This is a genomic window from Pseudanabaena sp. CCNP1317 (assembly GCF_034931345.1).
GTDB lineage: Bacteria > Cyanobacteriota > Cyanobacteriia > Pseudanabaenales > Pseudanabaenaceae > Pseudanabaena > Pseudanabaena galeata.
Genome location: NZ_JAYGIF010000120.1, coordinates 1 through 18,193 on the forward strand (window position 1 = coordinate 1; position 18,193 = coordinate 18,193).

The following is an 18,193-nucleotide window of genomic DNA, read 5'->3' on the forward strand; positions in this document are numbered from 1 at the left end:
AAGCGTTTACTGAGAAAGCTCTTGAGCGATCTCAATTGGCAAGCTAACTGCCAGATCCAACGGTTCGGGAATAGTCGTCAGATCGACAACATAGTCGCCATAACGCTTTAAATGTCTAGTCAGATAAGGACTCAAAGTAGAGAGTAACTCGCGGTCAACCTTATGCCCCTCCTCAACCAAACTCCGTACCGCAGCAGAAATATCCACAGTATTCTGAAAAATCACCGCACTGGCAACTAAGTCGAGATACTTGAGCCGCTTCTCTTGTTCTTCAGGATCGTGGTCTGTAAGTACCCCCTGCTTACCAAAAAATAACCAGTCCAGAAAATTGTGATAGCCTTCAACAATATTGGTGCAAGCTGTAATCTCCTGACGTAAAGCGCGGTCGGAAATATATTGCAGCAAAAACAACGTTCTAACAACCTGTCCCAAGGCTTGAAAAGTCTGGTACAGGCGATTCTTGCGACTATTACTCCCTAATCTTCGCAAGATCGTTGAAGGCATCAACTTACCCGCCTGAATAGACAAAGTTACACGAATTAAATCCTGCCAATGAGTTTGAATCAACTTCCAATCCACCACATCCGTAAATAACGGATCGATGTATTTATACACAGCCTCTGGACTCGGACGAAAGAACGTATAATCCTGCCAGTTCCGAATCCGAGGCATCAGCTTGATTCCCAATAGATAGGACAAAGCAAAGACAGTCAATGATTGACCTTGAGTATCCGCATGTAAGGTATCTGGTTGAATATCCGAACTGTTCTTCAGTAACCCATCCAAGATATACACTGCCTCCCATACTCCACAGGTAATAAAGTGGGTGAACAGCGCAATGTAAGTATCTGAGACATGATGGTAAGCAATCCCACCATAACCGCCATAGCGGATATGGTACTCTGACATCAAACTGTTTTCATGAATCTGAAACTTGCTTCCATCAGCGGCTGCGCGTTTCCCCGTTCCCCAACACTTGGGCAATGGGAGTAAATTGTAAGCATTAATCAGCTCCCGTATTGCTGCTTCGATTTGGCTGGTTTGAATATGTAGCCGATTGATGCGCGACAACATCTGTCCATTGATCAGTCCGCGTGTATGACGTGCTGTTTGATAGGGACCTAGGTTACACCCATAACCAAACACAGCCAGAATATACCGCTCAGTGGGTTGGTCTATTTTAGCCTCAGAGCCTGAAGCTAATCCAAAATGCCGCGTCCAGTTGAGCCAATATTCCACATTGCACAGGATGTCCAATACGCTCCGCTCTGGCAAACGTTCCCAAATCTTAGCTTCGAGTTCATCGGCACCAGACGGTTTCACTTCTGCTACCAAACGTTTGAGGACGGGTGCTCCAACTTCGTTAATGGTAATTTGACTACCATCTTGACAGATCTGGTCAACTGTCTGTGCCACCTCTGTTAATTGCTGTTTTAAAGCAGCCACAAAGGACTCAGCGGTTACTGGTAAACCGCTTTGTATTCCATAACTTGCCAAGTCGTGTTCACATTCTTCCCATGAAAGTAACTGTTCGCGAAAGTCGGCGTATTGCTCGGAACCAGCGACAGAGATATCTCCTGTCTTCAACTCAGCCGCTAAATAGGTGAAGATACATACTTCCAGATGAACTCTCGACAGTACTTGCTCTTCCCCACGCTGTTCTACCACCAATCGTCGCCACCGCTCACTGATGAAACTCAAATCGAGATCGTCGCTGGGTAAATATTTACTGCGCCGCTGTTCGTGCTTCAACACAAACGCCAAAGCTACAGGTAACGATTGATCTTGAGAGGTCGATTGAAGCTCCAAAGATCTGACCAATTCAAATAGCAACGGACGATAACGACCGAAGAAATGCCGAATTAATGGTAAATAATTATCGCTGTTGTAAGTCGTAATCGCCTGACAGCGTTCGAGTAGCTCGGCGGAACCACCATGAGACTGTAGTAGGGCTTGCACTTGATTTCCGAATGTTTGTTCGTCAGGATGATCGACAGATACCTCTAAAATCTCCGCTAACACCCCTAGCATCACTTCAGTTTGCTTGAGATGTTGTTCTCTGAGTTCTACCAACCGTTGGCGGGCAAGGTAGTGAATTTTCCGCATCCGTTTGAGAAACAGATCGACCAAATAATCTCTGGTTTTAACTTGCGCCCGATAGAGTAAACACACCAGTAAAGCGTGTCGTTTATTAGTTTTGATATCTCGAAAATCCGAAATGTCCAGCGCTTTAGCTTGGGCTGCAAAAGATTGAATCTTACCCTTAGCAATCCCCGCTAACAACCGTTGGGCATTGCCAAAAGACATTAACTTGTCAAATTTAGATTGCAACTGAATGATGTGGGAAAGTCTAACACTCTTGGGCGGAGATTTGAGTAAATTGAGCGTGACCTGACCTTCGACGGATTGAGATAAGAGTAGCTCGTCTAAAAAGGTCTGCTCCGCAGGAGTTAACTTTGATGCCACCTGTTGAAATAATCTGTGATTGGTAATCGAACGTACATTGCCAGCTAGTCGATCTAAGGTACTAAACGCTGGTAACTCATAGCTTTCTTTGACCAATTCCTCAATCGCCACATTAATTAAATCGGCGTTACGATCCATAGTTGTCGCCGCCGTTGCGATAGCAATAGCGATATGTTGACGTGCGCCAGCATCAAAGATTTTAACTTTTAGAAAAGTCCGAATCGCTGTTTCATAGCGACGTTGTGACCGCAGGGGGGCAATGGCATCAACTGAACTGTTTAAATTCAATAGCTTCCGTAAATGCTCAATGAGTGCGGTTGGAATTGATGCCGCATCTGGAAAGTACCCTAGTCGCTGAAAAGCTTTCAGAGATATCAACAAGCGAAATCGACCTTCTTTACTGGCAGTTTGGACACGAGCAAAAGCTAGCTCGGATTCAGTTGGGGTATAGAGTTCGGCTAATTCTTTGAGATTCGGGAGAGATTTAAAACGAGGATAGGCGGTGCGTTCGATTGCGGTCATTAAATTAGGCGATTACCGCCGATTTTCGGTAACACAAACGTTAATTAGCGTTAGGCTCACTTTCCTATTTGAGAGTATTAATTATACTCCTAGCTCAAACCACTTGTAGATTAATAAGGTGCTTAACAATTCTCAGAACGCTCGAAATTCATCATCAAATTTTAGTAACTTATTTAAAGCTGTTTGAGCAGCAAGTTCAGCCTGCTCGGAAGTAACTTTTTGATATCGCAAAGTGGTCTGAATATTTTGGTGTCCCATCAATGCTCTTAGTTCTTCAATCCCGATTAATCCGACTCTTTCTGTCGCAAAAGTATGCCGCAGATCGTGAAGGCGAATACCTGCTATTAAGGGGAAAGGATCTGTCAAGTCTCGCCATCGCTGATGAATATTTGGATAACTCAATCGCACCACTTTCTTACTGAGTCGGTGTTGAGCTGTCCACAGAGCTGGATGCCCTTGGTGTCGGTAGTATTTGAGGTATTTCTCTAGCAATAGTGCTGCATCCTCACTGTAGAAGCACCAGCGGGTCTTATTGCCTTTCCCAACGACCTGAAACCTCTGCCCTTGCAGATCTAGATCTTCTAGATTTAAAGCTAAGAGTTCGGCAATTCTTGCTCCACTGCGGTGTAAAAGTCGAACTACAGCATTCAGGCGACAATCGGGTGTAATCGCCTCATACATTTGCTGGAGTTGGGTGGTACTCAGATAGCGGATGACGCAATCTGAGGCATGTTCGCCTTTACTAAAATCTGGCTTACGCCGTCGTAAATGAGCAATTGGATTGACTCTGATATATCCTTGTTCGACAGCAAAGTTTAGGAGGGCTTGAACGATGGATTGATGTCGGTGGTGAGTTGTATAGGCTAGATGGTTCAAGCCGTTGAGATACTCTTCTATTACTGCACGACCCAGAATCTCAATTGGATATCGTCCATACTTTTGTAGTAGCGGAATCAGTGTCAGTTCGTAAGACTTTTGGGTGGCGATACTCAGTCCAGGACGCTCTAAAAATTGAGTAGTAACTGTTGCTAAAGTCAGCGACATATACTACCTCCATCAGTCTAAACTTAAGGATAAGATTATTTTAAAAGTATATTTCTTTATTGATACTTTAATCTAGACTTATATGCAGCTTCTTGATTCTTTACTTGCGCCTAAAGCTGATGAATCACTCGGTCAATATCTTCGACGGCTCAGACTACACAGAGGTTTGAGTCAAGCCGATGTGGTCGAACTTGCGGGTATTCATTTGCAAAGCTTGGGTAAAATCGAACGAGGGAGAACGCTTAAACTCAATCACAAAACTTGTAGTGGGTTGGCTTATGCTCTTAATGTTCCGAAAGAGTATCTCGAATCGGTTGGCAGAGGTGTTGCCGTGGATGTCCCATCTGCGCTCAAGTTTTGTCCGAGTTGCTGGACTGTAGGAATGGCTCCTGAGTCGATGTGGCTGGATTTAAGAGCGAAGTTTTGTTTTCTCTGCGGGATGGAGTTACGTCATCGCTGTGTTGGCTGTCAGGAGCCGATTACTTCCCTGAAGCATCGTTTCTGCCCTTTTTGTGGGACATCTTATCAATCTTCTTCATCTTTAAAAGTTTGATAGCTGAAAGAATTTCACAGTAAAGATTTCAGCGCTTCGTGGCACTGTTTTACACGTATCCTGACTATACCCCAAAATTTGTATCGCTCGGAGATCTTAGAAATCTAAAACTTCCACTCCCCCCGATCGCAGAACAAAAACGTATAGCAGAGATACTCGATCGCACTCAGTCACTAATATCAAAACGCAAAGAGGCGATCACCCAACTCGACACCCTCACCCAATCCATCTTCCTAGAAATGTTCGGCGATCCAGTCACAAATCCGAAAGGGTTAGGAATAAAGAAATTTAAAGATATTGGAACTCTTGATCGTGGAGTTTCAAAACATCGTCCTCGCAACGCTCCTGAATTATTAGGCGGTATATATCCATTAATTCAGACTGGTGATGTTGCAAATTGTGGTGGATATATTCGTCAATACCAAAGCACCTACTCAGAAATTGGATTACGTCAGAGTAAAATGTGGCGTTCTGGCACACTTTGTATTACTATCGCCGCTAATATTGCAAAGACTGGTATTTTGACATTTGATTCTTGCTTTCCCGATAGTGTTGTTGGATTTCTTTCAGAAGATTTAGCAACAATTGAATTTGTTCGTGTATGGCTTTCGTTCCTTCAGAAAACATTAGAAGAAACAGCACCAGAATCAGCACAAAAAAATATTAACTTAGCTATTCTCCGCGATCTCAATGTCCCATTTCCACCTCTTCCACTACAAAAAGAATTTGCTCAACGAGTCGAAGCCGTAGAAAAACTCAAAGCAACACATCGCGCATCACTTAGCCAACTCCAAGCCCTCTTTGCCTCATTACAGCATCGCGCCTTTAGAGGAGAATTGTGATCGTTCCCTGAGCGAAGTCGAAGGGAACGATCTACCTTCGCCACTGATTTAGCCAAACTACCCGACCACACCAATCAGAGCCTTTAGACTCAGACAACAAACTATCCAATGCAGCAATTAACTCCGAAAGCGACCAACTATTTTGAGCAGCAAGGATAATCCCCCCATGTTGAGGATACAGATGCGCTAGAGCCATAAAATCCTTCACATTAAAAGTAAAAATACATCTACCCTGAGCAGTCGATTGCAACAATTGCATTTCATCACTCGCATCCAAAGGCATCCAATCCATTGGAGTCCGAGTTACATCATGCCCCTTAGTTACCAAAGCCAAATGCAAAGACTTAATTGAAGCATCAGCATCTAGATGCAGCTTTAGCCTAGCCATTCGCAACCTCTAAAGATTGCTCAGAATCGATCGCCGTATCAATCTGTAACTTATTAGCCCCATAAAAAGCCAACGCCTCACATACTTGAGACTCCGTTAGATCATACTCATTCGCAAGTTGACTTGCATTCATACCCCACTTTTGAGAAGCGATCGCGATCGTCAGCACCCGAATCCCTGTACCTTTTAGAACTGGTACAAGTTGACCACTTGCCCCTTGTCGATAAACAACCTGTGGGAAAGAAGCCTTTAAAGTGCTTACTTTTTCTGTCACCGCCCATAGGATGAATTGGTCAAGTGTTATGCCTTGACTCCGCGCCAACAGCTCGATCTCATTCTGCAAATGATTAGGTAAATTTAGAGCGTATGCTGACATTTTTGATAAGTTCTAGCTATACGAACATCATAATGGCACATCGTCAAAAAATGTACTTAATTGCATTCATAGCGATCGCCCAACAAAAGATACAAGCATTATATAGTAGTTATCAATTGTTGATAGTCATGCAATATTGGCTATCCTAAAATAAAAATACTAGGGGGCGACATGAGCCAATTCAGCTTTCTCAAACCAGAATTTCCCACAATCTACGAATCCGCCCACAAAGCCTTTAGAACCGCCTACCGCGATCCGCGTACAGCCTGCTTCTATGCCCGTCGCGCCCTAGAGCTAACCGTAAATTGGCTATACAAATACGACACATCCCTGAGACTCCCCTATCAAGACAACCTCAGCGCCCTAATCCATGAGCCAACCTTTAAAACCCTCGTCGGTCAAGCCATATTTTACAAAGCCAAACTGATCATCAAAATAGGCAACAACGCCGTCCACGATCAAAAACCCATCCCCACCCAAGATGCCATCATCGCCATTCGCGAATTTTTTCACATCGCCTACTGGCTTGGACACACCTACGGACGCACCACCAAACCCGATCCATCCCTCAAATTTGACAGCGAAGCAATCCCCAAGAAAAGCACACAGGCTTCGGCTTCCCTTCGACAAGCTCAGGACATCGCGCTCAGCCAACAAGGACAATCTAGCTCACTGAGCGGAGTCGAAGGGACGGCAACCACAGCCGCACAACTTCAGAAACTAGAACAGGAGCTAAGCGATCGCGATGAAAAACTATCCATACTGTTAGCCGATAAAAATGCGATCGATGAAGAACTAAAACGCCTCCGCGCCGAACTCATCGCCGTCAAACAAGCCAATACAGTTCAACCAGATACCCACGACTATTCCGAAGCCCAAACTCGTGACCTATTTATCGACCTATTACTCAAAGAATCAGGCTGGGTATTGGCTTCGGCTCCAATGGCTTCGACTCCGCTCAGCCATCGGCAAAAAACTAGCTCCCTGAGCGAAGTCGAAGGGACGGCAAACGCAGCAGAAAATGTTGAAGGGAGGCAAGGAACTACATCCGCAGCAAAAGATGCTAGTGGGGTTTTGGCTTCGACTCCGCTCAGCCAGCGTAAACAATCCAGCTCCCTGAGCGAAGTCGAAGGGACGGTAAACGCAGCAGGAAATATTGCAGGGAACGAAGGGACGGCAAACGTAGCAAGAGAGTTTGAAGTCTCAGGAATGCCAAATGAGACAGGTAAAGGCTTTGTCGATTATGTCCTCTGGGGTGACGATGGCAAACCCCTCGCAATAGTCGAAGCCAAACGCACCAAAAAAGACCCAAGAGTAGGACAGCAGCAAGCAAAACTCTATGCCGATTGTCTTGAGGCACAATTTGGACAACGCCCGATTATCTTCTACACCAACGGCTACGAGCATCACATCTGGGATGACACCAACTACCCACCCCGCCAAATCCAAGGCTTTTACAAAAAATCTGAACTAGAACTACTCATCCAACGCCGCACCACCCAAAAACCTCTCTCAACAGCAAACATCAATCCTGCGATCGCCTCCCGCCATTACCAAGCCCGCGCCATCCGTAAAGTCTCTGTAGCCTTCGAGCAGAACAAAGAGCGCAAAGTCTTAATTATCATGGCAACAGGCGCAGGCAAAACCAGAACCGCGATCGCCCTAGTCGATTTACTGATGCGTTGCAAATGGGTCAAACGCGCCCTATTTCTCGCTGACCGAGTATCTCTAGTTAACCAAGCGATAAAAGTATTCAAAACACATCTACCCGACTCCGCACCCGTAAACCTGCTCACCGAAAAAGAAACCGAAGGGCGCGTCTATGCCTCCACCTACGGCACGATGATGGGGCTAATCAATGACACTAAAAACGGTCAAAAACGCTTTGGAGTCGGACATTTTGACCTCATCATCATCGATGAAGCTCATCGCTCCGTCTTCCAAAAATATCGTCATATCTTTAACTACTTTGACTGCCACTTACTCGGACTCACCGCCACACCCAAGGATGAAATTGATCGCAACACCTACGGCTTATTTGACCTAGAAAACGGCGTACCCACCGATGCTTATCAACTAGAAGATGCAGTCAAAGATGGCTACCTAGTCCCCACTCAAGCCATATCTGTACCCCTCAAATTTCAACGAGAAGGCATCAAATATGATGAACTTTCTGAATCTGAGAAAGAAGAATGGGACGCAATGGAATGGGATGAAGAAGGTAATATTCCCGATCTCATTGAAGCAGGAGCATTAGACCAGTGGTTATTTAATCAAGACACCGCCGACAAGGTGCTAGAGCATCTGATGACCAGAGGTTTAAAAGTAGCAGGAGGCGATCGGCTTGGTAAAACGATCATCTTCGCCAAAAATCAAAAACACGCTGAATTTATCGAAGACCGCTTTAATGCCAATTACCCACACCTCAAAGGTGAATTTGCCAGACTGATCACCAATAGAACTCCCTATGCTCAAAGCCTAATTGATGACTTCTCTAAAAAGGATAAAGCACCCCATATCGCCATCTCCGTCGATATGCTCGACACAGGCATTGATGTGCCTGAAATCGTTAACCTTGTCCTTTTCAAACTGGTACGCTCAAAAACTAAATTCTGGCAAATGGTCGGACGCGGCACTCGTCTCTGTCCCGATCTATTTGGCGATGGTCAAGACAAACAATTTTTCTACCTATTCGACTATTGCCAAAATCTCGAATTTTTCAAACAAAATGTTCAAACCATTGATGCCCCTATCCCCAAGTCTTTAGGCAAACAACTATTTACCACCAGATTAGATCTAATCGCCGAATTAGATAAACAATCTAGCTCCCTGAGCGAATCAAAATCTAGCTCCCTGAGCGTAGCCGAAGGGACGGCAAACGAAGTAGAAGATGCTAGTGGGGTATTGGCTTCGACTTCGCTCAGCCAGCGTAGAGCATCTCGTTCCCTGAGCGTAGCCGAAGGGAGCAATGGAGCGCCCTACAATCCAACAACTAATCCCGAATCATCACTACGCAATCAGATCGCGCAGATCCTTTACTCAGAAGTTGCAGCTATGAATATTGAAAACTTCATCGTGCGACCCAAAAGGCAACTCGTTGAAAAATATAACAATCCCGAAACATGGCGATCGCTATCAGAACAAGATCTAAACGAACTCAACCAAGAAATTGCAGGATTACCCGCGCAAACTGAACCCGAAGCCGAAGAAATTAAAAGGTTTGATATCCTCATCCTCAAATTACAACTAGCCATCCTGCGATCGCACACATCATTTACGCGGCTACGCGATCAGGTTAAGGCGATCGCTAACCTGCTAGAGCAAAAGTCATCTATTCCCCTAGTCCAAGAACAGTTAGAACTAATTCAAGACATCCAGACCGATGAATGGTGGCAAGACGTAACCTTACCTATGCTAGAAGCAGTCCGCAAACGCCTACGCGGTCTAGTTAAGCTGATCGAAAAACAAGAGCGTCAACCGATTTATACCAACTTTGAGGACGAGATGGGTGATGAAACCATTGTCGAATTACCTCACTTCACCTCATCCGACAGCTTTGAAAAATTCCGAGCTAAAGCTAGAGACTTTTTGCGATCGCATCAAGACCAGATGGTCATCTTCAAGCTCAGAAATAACAAACAACTCACTGAAACCGATCTATCAGAACTAGAGACAATCTTGATAGAAAACGGTTTAGGCAATGCCGAAGACCTGGACCGTGCCAAGCAAGAATCTCATGGACTAGGATTATTTGTGCGATCGCTGATTGGACTAGATCGCGAAGTAGCCAAACAAGAGTTTGGCAAATTTCTCACCGATAAAACTCTCAATGCTAATCAAATCGAATTTATCAACATGATCATTGACTACCTCACCGAACACGGCGCGATCGCCGCAGAACGTCTCTATGAATCTCCGTTTACCGACTTCGCATCTCAAGGCATCGACAGTTTATTCACATCTTCTCAAGTAGATGAATTATTTGCTTTGCTAGATGATGTTTATACAAAAGCTGCTGCGTAAAGCCATTACAAAATTTGTAATGGGGGAATACAAAGGGAGTGTCCCCTTTTGGCAAGCAACATAGCTTGCACTCAAATTTGCACATACCTCAAATGACGCAAACTCGTTGAAAATCCACATCGATCATTTCAAATGCGATCGCAACTTTTGAACGGGTGCGCGATCGCCTTTGTTGTTTTAACGTGAGTTCGATATAGCCATTTGCGGCGTGCGAAGCACGCCGCAAATGGCTATATCGAACTCACGTTGTTTTAAGGTAATATAACTGTGTCTATTTGTAGCTAATAGGTTCTATTAAGATGCGAAAATGCTACATATAAAGACTTATAGAGACAAGGATGTACCATGAACAACAGTTACACAATAGATATAAATAATGTGAGCAAACGAATACATGTCACTTTGCCCGATAGCTTTTACAAGAAATTAGAGCTATGGGCTACCTCTGAGGCTCGACCAGTTGCAAATTTGGCTTCATACCTTTTGCAAAAGGCAATTGAAGAAGCTGAGGATCAAGGTAAATTAACCGATCGCACCAAAAGCAAAAACCATGAGTGAGTCAATCAAAGCAACCCGCGCTACAGTAGCGATCGGTGGTTTAACTGTTGATGGATTTATGCTGCCCGATGGCACTTATCGGATGTCGCAAACTCAGGCGGCTGAAACTGTGGGCAAAGACGAAATTAACGCCCGACGTTTTTTGTCTTCTAAGAACATAAACGCCATACGAGGAGAGGGTTATACGCCCGACAGTATTGAGGTTGAGTCACTTTCTGACAAGAGAGGTCAAACTCGCTTTAATGCCCTCCCCTTGGATGTTGTAACCGCTTATTGGCTGTATCAAAGTAGTCAGGGCAATCAAAAAGCTCTTGCTCTAGTTTGGGCATTATTGTCTGAATCCCTAGAACGTAGGTTTGATGATGCTTTTGGTGTGGTTCGCACTGAACAAGAACGCAATGAGGCAACTACATCAAGAATTAAGGCTCTCGAAAGTGACCTTGCTAATTTGGGTGAAGGATTTGCTCTAGATGATGAGAGCCGTCGTGAGCGTAATTATTTTGAGTCACTGCTTAAACAAAACGGTATCGAGCCTTATAGTTTGCCTAGCAGCGATCGCACTGAAGGAGATAAGTGAGCCAATCAAAGCAACGCACATTAGTGAGTCGATCAGTACAGCAGTCAAAAATCGAGATTGTTTTAACAAATCCGAGAGATCGATGTAGGGGTAGATACAGGATACGTGTAAAAACCTGCAAGATGACCTTTAAAGCTATACAGGGATTACATTCCAAAAATATGATTTTTTGGTTTTTCATCCAAAAAACAAACGATAGGATGTGCGTTTAAGACCGATCTTGCAGGTTTTTACACGTACCCTGTAGCTATCCCTTAATGAAACGATCAAAGATAATAACTTTATCCGAATTGAAAATGATGAATTGATTGTTTCTCATCTCGACGCGGAAACGGTTCCAGCCACTAAGCAAGAATTGGAGAATTTAGTATCTAAACGATTACCCCATGTGGATTTGACTGACCTATTAATCGAAGTCGATCAGTTAACAGGTTTTAGCCAATTTCTCATCCATGCAGGAGGCAATTCCTCTCGGTCTAATGAAACGAAAATCTATCTTTATGCGGCGATTCTAGCCCAAGCTTGTAATTTGGGCTTAAAGGCGATGGCGCATGTTGCTGATTTATCCTATGAAAGTTTGATTTGGCATACCAATTGGTATTTACGGGAGGAGACCTTAAGACCAGCGATCAATGCCATTGTCGATTTTCAATGTCAGCAATCTCTGAGTAAAATCTGGGGTGGTGGTATTCTCTCCTCTTCTGATGGGCAAAGGTTTCCAGTATCGGTAAAAATTCTCAAGCTGTAGCTCTACCACGTTATTTTGGCTATGGTAGAGGTCTAACTTTTTACACTTGGACTTCCGATCAATTTTCTGGTGTCAAGGTAATTCCTTCGACGATGCGTGATGCTACTTACCTACTCGATGGAATTTTAGATAATGAGACTGAACTGAATATTTTGGAACACACGACCGATACGGCGGGATATACAGATGTGATGTTTGCTTTGTTTGATGTTCTAGGTCTGCGTTTTTCGCCACGAATTCGTGATGTGGGTAAGAAGTCTCTTTATCGACTAAACAAGGATACTTCTTATGCAAACTTGCATGTCCTTCTCAAGGGTAATAATATCAATCAGAGTCTGATTATCGAGCGCTGGGATGATATTTTACGAGTGGTTGGTTCTCTAAATCTCGGTTGGGTTACAGCTTCGCTATTTGTGGGCAAGTTACAATCCTTGGCACTGGTCAGCTCATTCGGGATATGAATTTATAACCCAGACTCAATAAGGGTTTTAGTCATTTATAGTGATTGCTCTTCAAATCCATACGAATCAACGGTTTAAAGCTTTATCACGAATTAGCTGACCAGCGCCTAAAAAACATAGGGGCAATTCATGAATTGCCCCTATGTTTTTTAGGCATACATTTAACCCTTCGGTACTGGGAGAATTAGGGATGAGATATTTGAAGCTAGAAATGCAGCACCAATGCCACAAATTACTAAACCAGATGATCGCAAATTAGGTGATACTCCTCCAAAATCACCACTCAGGACTTTTTTGCCTGCAAAGAATGATGCACCTGAAATTACGAGTTGAATGAGGGTAAAGCCAACCAAATAAGAAACTAAAGCGGTGGTTTGTGCACCAAAGATTGCCTCTCCATAGGCATGACCATGAAATAAACCAGCGATCGCCGATAAACCAACTATTACTAAAGCGTTAGGACTATTTTTGCTTGCCAATAAAACACCAAATAGCAAGATTGAAGCGGAAACAACTAGTTCTACTACGGGTAGGTTTATGCCAAGAAGGTGAAGCCCAGTACCTAGCATTGCCGACAATACAAAGGAGATGGGAATCAAAATACCTTGAGTCTTGATTGATGCCACTAAACCAATGGCAACGATAAAGGCAAGGTGATCCAACCCAATTACAGGGTGAGCTAAGCCCGACATAAAGCCTTCAAAAAAGTTGCTAGGAACTCTGCCACCCATGGGATGGTGCGCTGAGGCAGGACTAGCAAATACTAAAAAGCTAAAAGCAATTGCGATCGCTAATGCCTTAGCCTGAATTGACGCGAAAATTTTAGATAAATTCATGCTCTGTAACTCGCAGATATGGATAATGAAACTGTTTCTGGCGGACATGCTCACTTCAAGTGGCTTTTGATTTGCAGTTCATGAATTGGAATATTTGGGCTTCTAACTCACCAGCCTTTAGAACCCCAGACCTGACAACCAGTTTTTCAAGGGTTGTGAGCCAGCATTGGTAATAGTCCCATTCTGGATCGTCTAGTTCATGAGTATCTTCCCATTCCTTGATGGTTTCCATCAGGGTTTGGCGAAACTCCTCCCATTCATAATGACCTTGCTTGGAGAGTGCGATCGCAACACCGAAAGCCATCTTTTCCCAATCCCGATCAAAGTGTAAATGTCCAGATTTTCGTGGCGGGGCTTCTTCGGGCGAACCCATTAAGCTAGTCACCGCAAAGTGTTCAAATTTAGTAAACACAAATTTTTATATCCTTGGCTTTACCTGAACTGTAGCAACACCCATCATGGCTTCTGGAGTGAGCAGAGCAGCAAGCTCTTTTTCACTCATTCCCTCTGTTCCCGCAGGACGCATTGGTAGTACCCACCAGCGAATTTGTGCGCTACTGTCCCAAACCCGCACTTCAACGGAATTATCTAGCTTCACGCCAAACTCAGAGAGCACCACACGGGGTTCGCGCACGACTCTAGCTCGGAAGGTCGGATCTTTAAACCAATAGGGTGGCAGCCCCAAGGTTGGCCACGGGTAACAAGAACATAGCGTACAAACAATTACGTTATGAATTTTCGGAGTATTTTCGACAATCCTCATATGCTCCCCTTCCGCGCCAGACATACCTACTGGAAAGTCCAACTCTTTACAAGCTTCATTGCAATCAGCGACCAGACGTTTCTTAAATTCAGGATCAACCCAAGCGCGAGCAACGAGTTTTGCTCCATTAAAAGGACCCATCTCCGTTTCAAAATATCCCAACACCGTATCGACGGTTTTACCTGTAATTACGCCTTTTTCGATTAAAAGGGATTCTAAGGCTTTGACCTTAGCTGCACTGAAAGTTTCTCGATCGCGACTATATTGGAAACCTGGATAATTAGTCATTGTTTTTCTCCTACAGTGCCTCTTAAATGGCTTCTATATATACTTCAAAAATATCGTTGTAATAAACCATGTTAGGTTCGGTGATTGACTCTGCCCAAAGCTCTTTTGGATCAAAGGCTAAACTATAAACTGGCATCGGTTCGCCAATGCCGTCAGCCGTCGGAAAGAAATATGCAAAGCCACTGTCATAAACCCGCACAACGGTTGCGACTTTGCCCATTAGATTTCCAGGCAAACGGCTATGGTCAGCCGAGTTTACTTCTTTGATTTTCACTTTACTTCCTAAAGCAAATTTAGGAGGAGCAGAAATTTTTCTCATGGGAGAATCACCCTCTCGTAGATATTTCACCACTTGCTTGTCAATTTCGGGCTTTCCAGATTTAGGCAGAGGAGCTTTAACCTTCTCGCTATTCGCTAAAAACTCAGCGGTGCGGGTGTCCAATTCTTCTTGAGTGATATAGCCCTCTGACACAAAGAAGCCAGAAATACCACCTAACCATTTCTCGTAATAGCGGAGTCGGAAATATTCAAAGGGATGCATGGCTTCTGCACCCATACGCAGGTGTCCCCAAGTCCAAAAGCTCTTGAAGGTTGTGGGGACTGACTTCATGTCATAAGCAGGTAGTGATGATGGAAGATGATTGCTTAGTGCCATCATCGCTGTGTGAATACCAAAGATTCGTTTTTCCCATGGTTCAACGAAAACTTTGATTTCGGGGGTAATTCGGTCTAGCCCTTCTAGACCACCGAGATGGTGCTGTAGTTTCATAAATTTGTTTGGTTACTCAAATAAAACTCGATCAGGTAAATGGTTAAACACTTGTTAGTGCAAGTCTTCTAAGCTGTGTAAGCAAGGACTGGTGTTTTAACTTGGTTAAGAGTTTGAGCATCAGGCTCCGCGAAACAACTTAGAAAGCCTGCGCGAAGCTCAGCTTCGTCTAAATTTCTGCCAATGAAAACTAATTCATTACGGCGAGTTTCTCCCAGTCGCCAAGGCTTTCCAGGTCTGCCATCTAGGGTCATGTGAACGCCTTGGCAAACAAATCGCCGAGAGGCATTGTCCACATCTAAGATGCCTTTCAGTCGAAAAATATCGGCTCCTTTTGCCTGTACCGTCTGATAAAGCCAGCGATTGAGTTTGTCGCTGTCTATCGTGCCAGAGTCAGTAATGGCTACAGAGAAAACAGAGTTGTCGTGCTCGTGGGCTTCTTCTTCTAAAAATGCTGGATCAAGGCTCAGGGCATTTTTGAGATCAAAAGCCTGCACGCCTAGCAGAGTATCGATGGGGATATCACAGTTTTTGGTGTAGTGAATGGTGGCGATCGCATTCATCCCCCGCACTTTATTCTCTATGACTTGGAGAACATCCGACGATACTAAGTCTGTTTTGTTAAGCAAAATCACATCGGCAAAGGCGATTTGCTCTTGGGCTTCACTGCTTTCCCAGTGTTCTGAGATGTGCTTGGCATCGACCACAGTCACTACGGCATCTAGCTGCGTTTTTGCAAGCATCACCTCATCCATAAAGAAGGATTGGATGACTGGAGCAGGATCGGCTAAGCCTGTTGTTTCGATGACTAAATGATCGAAACCTCCCTCCCTTTCCATCAATTCAGCAATAATGCGAATCAGGTCGCCTCTGACGGTGCAACAGATGCAACCATTATTCATTTCAAAAATTTCTTCGTCAGCATTGATCACCAACTGATGATCAATGCCCACTTCGCCAAACTCATTGACAATAACAGCGATCCTTTTGTTGTGTTCCTCGGTAAGGATGCGATTGAGCAGAGTTGTCTTTCCAGCACCCAAATAGCCAGTCAGCACTGTTACGGGAACTTTCTGAATTAAAGCCATAAATTAATGCTTCCTCTTAGAATTATCGAAATTATCGCTTCTTGAAATAACAGTAAGTGGTGAAATTAATTCCTCGCTATACTGTGACAACACGGAACCCAATGGTTCGATTCAATTCTGTTTCAAGATATCCAGAGCGGCTAGCAGAACGGATTTTGCTGGGATTATCTAGCCAGCCGCCACCGCGAACAGTGCGTATCCCAGATTGGGAAGCATTTACCCAAGCCTTGCCGTTAGTGGGCGATCCACGATAGTCGGAATGCCAAGAATCAGCAGACCATTCCCATACGTTGCCGTGCATATCTTGAAGACCAAAGGCATTGTGGGAAAACTTACCCACGGGCGTTGTCGATTTCCGATATTCGCCAGCAATCTCGGTGTTGTAGGTATAAGTGCCGACGTAATCAGCCATATTACTAGTGATGGTTTCGCCTGTGTTGAAAGGCGTGTATGTCCCCGCACGGCAAGCGTATTCCCACTGGGCTTCGCTAGGAAGTTGATATTTACGCCCTGTTTTTGCGGTTAGGCGATCGCAAAACTCTACTGCATCTAACCAAGACACACTTTCTACAGGCAAATCACCGCCCCGAAAATGTGCAGGAGAAGGATCAAGCTCTATATTTACCTTGGGTAAAGCCGCTACCACAGCCCATTGAGCCTGGGTAATCGGGTGCTTACTCATATAAAAGGACGAGAGTTTTACACGATGGCGAGGAAATTCATAGTCCGTCATGACCGCTTTTTGTGATATCTCATTTCTTGACGCACCCATCTCGAACTGACCAGATGCGATCGCAACCATCTCTAGTTTTTCAGCGCTTCTGATTTCTTCATCCGTAAGAATCTCTGAGAAAAATTTGGCTGTATGTCTTTGCTGTTGATTGATTTGCCCATTTGCATCAAGTGTTGCAACACTAAATGAAAATGTTTCGAGTTTCAAATTCTGCGCTCCAGCCGATTCACTTAAAGCGGAAGCTATAGCCCGCTCGATATCGGCAAATATTAGCCCGACACTACCCAACCCTGCATATTGAAGAAATTTTCTTCGTTTCACTTTCATCAAATAATTCCTCGACTTTTTTATTTAGTAATTAAGTTAATTTCCCTTTCAGGATATTAATTAAAGTTGGCTAAGATAGAAGATTTAAAAGATCGGAAAAAAGTCTTTTGAATACCAAGAAAATCTAAGAACTGTAGTTCAATAAAAGACTTAATTACAAGCTAGATAAAAATATTTTATTTACTCATAAAATATTTTTATCTAGCTATCTGACAAACGATTTATTGCTTTTTTGTGGTTAATATTATTAAAGATTAAATATTCAAGCTATTTTGTATTAATCAGTACATTTGCCTCCTTTAAAAGGCAATAAATAACAGGCAATAAAAACATCATTAAATGTCATAAATAATGTCGTAAATGTTTATTTGTTCTGACATTTTTCCTTTGAAGTGACACACTTAGCTGATTGACTGACAAAAGTAAGTAGAAGTTATACAGATAGTAGCATTGAGGAAAAAAGAGGCGTATGCTGTTTTCAGAACAAAAAGGAGCATAGGACAAATGACCCAAAATGCCTCACATCTTTAGTAATGAACTAATAAAATTCAGGAGTCAATATAGCCCTTGGTCAGATGTGCGTTATTTGGGAGTAATGGCATGGATGATGGTGGGAATGATCGCCACAAGGAGTGTAAATTTAACGAAGTGGCTAACCCATATCAACACAAAAGCATTGATCGCCCAAAGCAGGCAAAGACAACTATACTTTAAACGGGTATAATCTGAGCTTTTTTGAGATTTTGGAAACGGAGAGTGAGTAGCGATAGCAGTTCTTTTTTATGGTTAATATGAGCGTTCTCAATACATGAAGAAATAGCATCCTGAAAC

General features: G+C 43.8%; 17 protein-coding genes and 1 pseudogene. 7 read left to right on the top strand and 11 right to left on the bottom strand.

Going from position 1 to position 18,193, the window contains the following annotated elements:
• Positions 1–6: 6 nt before the first annotated feature.
• Together VB775_RS21890 and VB775_RS21895 are read right to left on the bottom strand one after the other, a co-directional pair.
• Positions 7–2,988, bottom strand: a complete 2,982-nt coding sequence (locus VB775_RS21890) for a Tn3 family transposase (protein WP_281009612.1) — start codon at positions 2,986–2,988, stop codon at positions 7–9.
• 132 nt (positions 2,989–3,120) lie between these two features.
• On the bottom strand, positions 3,121–4,032 hold the full coding sequence (locus VB775_RS21895) for a tyrosine-type recombinase/integrase (RefSeq protein ID WP_281009613.1): 912 nt from the start codon (positions 4,030–4,032) through the stop codon (positions 3,121–3,123).
• A gap of 82 nt (positions 4,033–4,114) precedes the next feature.
• Between VB775_RS21895 and VB775_RS21900 the strand changes: the two genes are divergently transcribed.
• The gene (locus VB775_RS21900; RefSeq protein ID WP_281009614.1) at positions 4,115–4,585 is read left to right on the top strand and encodes a helix-turn-helix domain-containing protein; all 471 of its coding nucleotides are present in this window, start codon (positions 4,115–4,117) and stop codon (positions 4,583–4,585) included.
• Between the two features lie 38 nt (positions 4,586–4,623).
• Positions 4,624–5,427, top strand: coding sequence for a restriction endonuclease subunit S (locus VB775_RS21905; RefSeq protein WP_281009683.1), 804 nt, complete (start codon positions 4,624–4,626; stop codon positions 5,425–5,427).
• A 31-nt stretch (positions 5,428–5,458) separates the two neighbouring features.
• Here the strand turns inward: VB775_RS21905 and VB775_RS21910 are convergent, their stop codons facing one another.
• Positions 5,459–5,815: a DUF5615 family PIN-like protein gene (locus VB775_RS21910; protein ID WP_281009684.1), complete on the bottom strand. Its 357-nt coding sequence runs from the start codon at positions 5,813–5,815 to the stop codon at positions 5,459–5,461.
• The gene (locus tag VB775_RS21915) at positions 5,808–6,191 is read right to left on the bottom strand and encodes a DUF433 domain-containing protein (protein ID WP_281009685.1); all 384 of its coding nucleotides are present in this window, start codon (positions 6,189–6,191) and stop codon (positions 5,808–5,810) included. The genes VB775_RS21910 and VB775_RS21915 overlap by 8 nt, the downstream gene beginning before the upstream one ends.
• A gap of 171 nt (positions 6,192–6,362) precedes the next feature.
• Here VB775_RS21915 and VB775_RS21920 point away from each other — a divergent pair, with 171 nt between their 5' ends.
• The gene (locus VB775_RS21920) at positions 6,363–10,214 is read left to right on the top strand and encodes a DEAD/DEAH box helicase family protein (RefSeq protein ID WP_281009686.1); all 3,852 of its coding nucleotides are present in this window, start codon (positions 6,363–6,365) and stop codon (positions 10,212–10,214) included.
• Positions 10,215–10,302: 88 nt separating this feature from the next.
• Here the strand turns inward: VB775_RS21920 and VB775_RS21925 are convergent, their stop codons facing one another.
• A complete protein-coding gene (locus VB775_RS21925) occupies positions 10,303–10,440 on the bottom strand; it encodes a hypothetical protein (protein WP_323216944.1) in 138 nt (45 codons plus the stop codon).
• Between the two features lie 152 nt (positions 10,441–10,592).
• On the opposite strand from VB775_RS21925, the gene VB775_RS21930 reads away from it, so the two are divergent.
• From VB775_RS21930 to VB775_RS21940, 3 genes and pseudogenes are all read left to right on the top strand, one after another.
• Positions 10,593–10,772, top strand: coding sequence for a ribbon-helix-helix domain-containing protein (locus VB775_RS21930; protein WP_281009687.1), 180 nt, complete (start codon positions 10,593–10,595; stop codon positions 10,770–10,772).
• Entirely contained in the window at positions 10,765–11,349 is a 585-nt protein-coding gene (locus VB775_RS21935; protein WP_281009688.1) for a hypothetical protein, read from the top strand. Before VB775_RS21930 ends, VB775_RS21935 begins: the two co-directional genes overlap by 8 nt.
• A 388-nt stretch (positions 11,350–11,737) precedes the next feature.
• Positions 11,738–12,558, top strand: a pseudogene (locus VB775_RS21940) (Tn3 family transposase).
• Between the two features lie 161 nt (positions 12,559–12,719).
• Here VB775_RS21940 and VB775_RS21945 read toward each other — a convergent pair.
• From VB775_RS21945 to VB775_RS21970, 6 genes are all read right to left on the bottom strand, one after another.
• A complete protein-coding gene (locus VB775_RS21945; RefSeq protein ID WP_281009689.1) occupies positions 12,720–13,394 on the bottom strand; it encodes a HupE/UreJ family protein in 675 nt (224 codons plus the stop codon).
• Positions 13,395–13,449: 55 nt separating this feature from the next.
• Positions 13,450–13,806 carry a nitrile hydratase accessory protein gene (locus tag VB775_RS21950; RefSeq protein ID WP_281009690.1) on the bottom strand — a complete coding sequence of 119 codons (357 nt, stop codon included), beginning with the start codon at positions 13,804–13,806 and terminating at the stop codon, positions 13,450–13,452.
• A 6-nt stretch (positions 13,807–13,812) separates the two neighbouring features.
• A complete protein-coding gene (nthA, locus tag VB775_RS21955; RefSeq protein WP_281009691.1) occupies positions 13,813–14,445 on the bottom strand; it encodes a nitrile hydratase subunit alpha in 633 nt (210 codons plus the stop codon).
• A 22-nt stretch (positions 14,446–14,467) separates the two neighbouring features.
• Entirely contained in the window at positions 14,468–15,214 is a 747-nt protein-coding gene (gene nthB, locus VB775_RS21960; RefSeq protein ID WP_281009692.1) for a nitrile hydratase subunit beta, read from the bottom strand.
• Between the two features lie 68 nt (positions 15,215–15,282).
• Positions 15,283–16,302: a CobW family GTP-binding protein gene (locus tag VB775_RS21965; protein WP_281009693.1), complete on the bottom strand. Its 1,020-nt coding sequence runs from the start codon at positions 16,300–16,302 to the stop codon at positions 15,283–15,285.
• Between the two features lie 76 nt (positions 16,303–16,378).
• Complete coding sequence (locus VB775_RS21970) at positions 16,379–17,362, bottom strand: formylglycine-generating enzyme family protein (protein ID WP_281009694.1); 984 nt, start codon at positions 17,360–17,362, stop codon at positions 16,379–16,381.
• Positions 17,363–17,876: 514 nt separating this feature from the next.
• On the opposite strand from VB775_RS21970, the gene VB775_RS21975 reads away from it, so the two are divergent.
• Complete coding sequence (locus VB775_RS21975) at positions 17,877–18,086, top strand: hypothetical protein (protein ID WP_281009695.1); 210 nt, start codon at positions 17,877–17,879, stop codon at positions 18,084–18,086.
• Positions 18,087–18,193: the final 107 nt, after the last annotated feature.